Origin of the sequence: Thalassotalea sp. G20_0 (genome assembly GCF_017744175.1) — a bacterium.
GTDB lineage: Bacteria > Pseudomonadota > Gammaproteobacteria > Pseudomonadales > Endozoicomonadaceae > Endozoicomonas.
The window spans coordinates 1-2,477 of record NZ_JAGHQV010000150.1 but is presented as its reverse complement, the minus strand read 5'-3'; the positions used below and the strand labels follow the sequence as shown (position 1 = coordinate 2,477).

The window sequence follows — 2,477 nt, the reverse complement described above, 5'->3', positions numbered from 1 at the left end:
CTTGTGCGACTGGCCACAGCAACTATCCTGCCGTCGAGTTCCATCCTTTTCATGGTGAAAGATATGGCCAATGCCTGGTCCGGGAGCGGTTTGCCCGGGCCGGATGCAAAACCGGAATTACCACAGATATCAAAAGAAATCCGGGAAGAGGCTCAGGAAAAAGAACCCGGCTCGAAAGACGTCCCCCTTCAACAGACATCCACGGCCCGCTATCAAGGGAGTCAGGGAACCAAAGGACTACTTGCCCTTGGCACGCTGGCCAGCTCTTTTCAGTATGCGAATTCGAATGCCATTGCCGATGGTTCAATACCCATAAAGATTAACGATACAGAAGCCCTGGGCAAGATCTGCCGTGATCTGGAATTATGCGGCAAGAAATATCAGCTGACTGAGGATATCGACGGTAGCCAATTTAACCAGTCCATTGGTACTAAAACCAATCCATTTACCGGCGAGTTGGACGGCAATGGCCATACCATAGGCAACCTTTTCCGGTGCCTGGTAGAACACCATAAGGGCAGTATCTACAACCTGACCCTTAGTGATGCCAATATTACAGAGTCAACAGATTCGGCCGGGGTAGTGGCTTGTGAAATGTCTGGCAACGCCAAGATCAGTAATATTCGGGTTGAACGAGCTTACGTTGCTACCAAGAAGTCTGGTGCATACGCAGCTATTGGTGCGGGATCATTATCGGGTGGAACCGTTAACAACATAATGGCGGTGAACTGTAGTGTTGAAACAGAGGGAAAAGGATCATCTGCCGGTATTGGGGTGGGATATCAGAAAAAAGGAACGACGGTTACAGACACGACTGCGTTGGACTGCACGGTGAAAACCTACGAAGCAGATGCTGGTATTGGGGCTGGATCATCGCAGGAAGGAACCGTTAACAACACAATGGCGGTGAACTGTAGAGTTACCACCGAGGGAAAAGATGCACCGGCCGGTATTGGGGCTGGATTATCGCAGGAAGGAACCGTTAACAACACAATGGCGGTGGACTGTGATGTTACCACCGAGGGAGTAGATGCACCGGCCGGTATTGGGGCTGGATTATCGGTAGGAGGAACCGTTAACATCACAATGGCGGTGGACTGTGATGTTAACACCAATGGAGATTATGCAGGTGCTGGTATTGGGGCTGGATTATCGGAGTCTGGAACAGTTGCCAACACAACGGCGGTGAACTGTGATGTTATCACCGTGGGAGAAGCTTCATCTGCCGGTATTGGCGTAGGAGACTCTTCTGAAAAAAATAGAATCACCAACACCAAGGTGTTCAATAGCAACGTTAACGCTACAGATGGCAGTGCGGCTATCTCGGGAGGAGAAAACTCACGTATTTGTAATGTCACTGTTGTTAATGTCGGACTAAAAAGGACAGAAAGCACTCCCAAGGGGTGTCAGTATTGGCAGAATAAGGATGTCTGTGCAGATATTGCCCCCAACTTGGCAAAACTAAAGCGCCAAATCGATAAATATTGTCCTGACACATCAATCACAGGGACGATGGCCACAACTCCAGGCAGCACCATGGACTTTTCCAGTTCGGGTTCTGTCACCACGACAACGCCCCCAACCACTGTGGCCAAAACACCAGGTAGCACCATGGACTTTTCCAGCCCGGGTTCTGTCACAATGACAACGCCTCCAGCCACTGGGGCTAAGGTCCCAAAAATGAACTTCTCTGACCCGGATTTTGCTACATTTGCCGCACCAAAACCGCTAGTGGCATCACCAACCCCTGCTGTTATAGCTTGTATCGCCACCCTGGGCACAGTGATTTTTTTGCTGGTCGGTGTGATCGCCTACCGCTATTGCAGCCAAAGGTCATCGACTAATGCTGGCCGTAACCGCACGGAACCCATGCCGCCCCCACCCAGCGGCCCCCCCCGTGCTCAGGGACAGCTGCCTACTGCTCCCGGGGATCATTATCAACCGTTGTCGTTCAGGCCGATGAACAAGAGACCGCTGCCTGCTCTCCCAATCCATTACCAACCGTTAAAACTCAGACAAGGGAAAACGGCAACAGGGTACACCAGCCCCCTGGTGGGTAATGAAAAAGAACCCGCCCCCCCTGATATCCCTGTGTACCTAGAACTGATAGGGGATGAATCCATCAATAACCATGGAGAACCGGTGGCGGACGGGCAGGCCGGCATAGCAACAGGCAGCAACTCTATGGCGAACACTGGAAACCCCATCCGACCAGACAGCCCTGTGTACCATGTACTGACCGAGTATAGGACTAACTCTGACGATAACCGTGGTGAACCGGTGGCGAACACTGGAAACCCCATCCGACCAGGCAGCCCTGTGTACCATGTACTGACCGAGAATGGGACTGACTCTGACGATAACCGTGGTGAACCGGTGGCGAACACTGGAAACCCCATCCGACCAGGCAGCCCTGTGTACCATGTACTGACCGAGAATGGGACTGACTCTGACGATAACCGTGGTGAACCGGTGGC

1 protein-coding gene is annotated in these 2,477 nt (G+C 52.1%); it reads left to right on the top strand.

From position 1 onward, the window contains the following. Positions 1-63 precede the first annotated feature (63 nt). Positions 64-2,477: M26 family metallopeptidase (locus J7438_RS25100; protein ID WP_209278782.1), on the top strand; the 2,414-nt coding region annotated here is incomplete at its 3' end.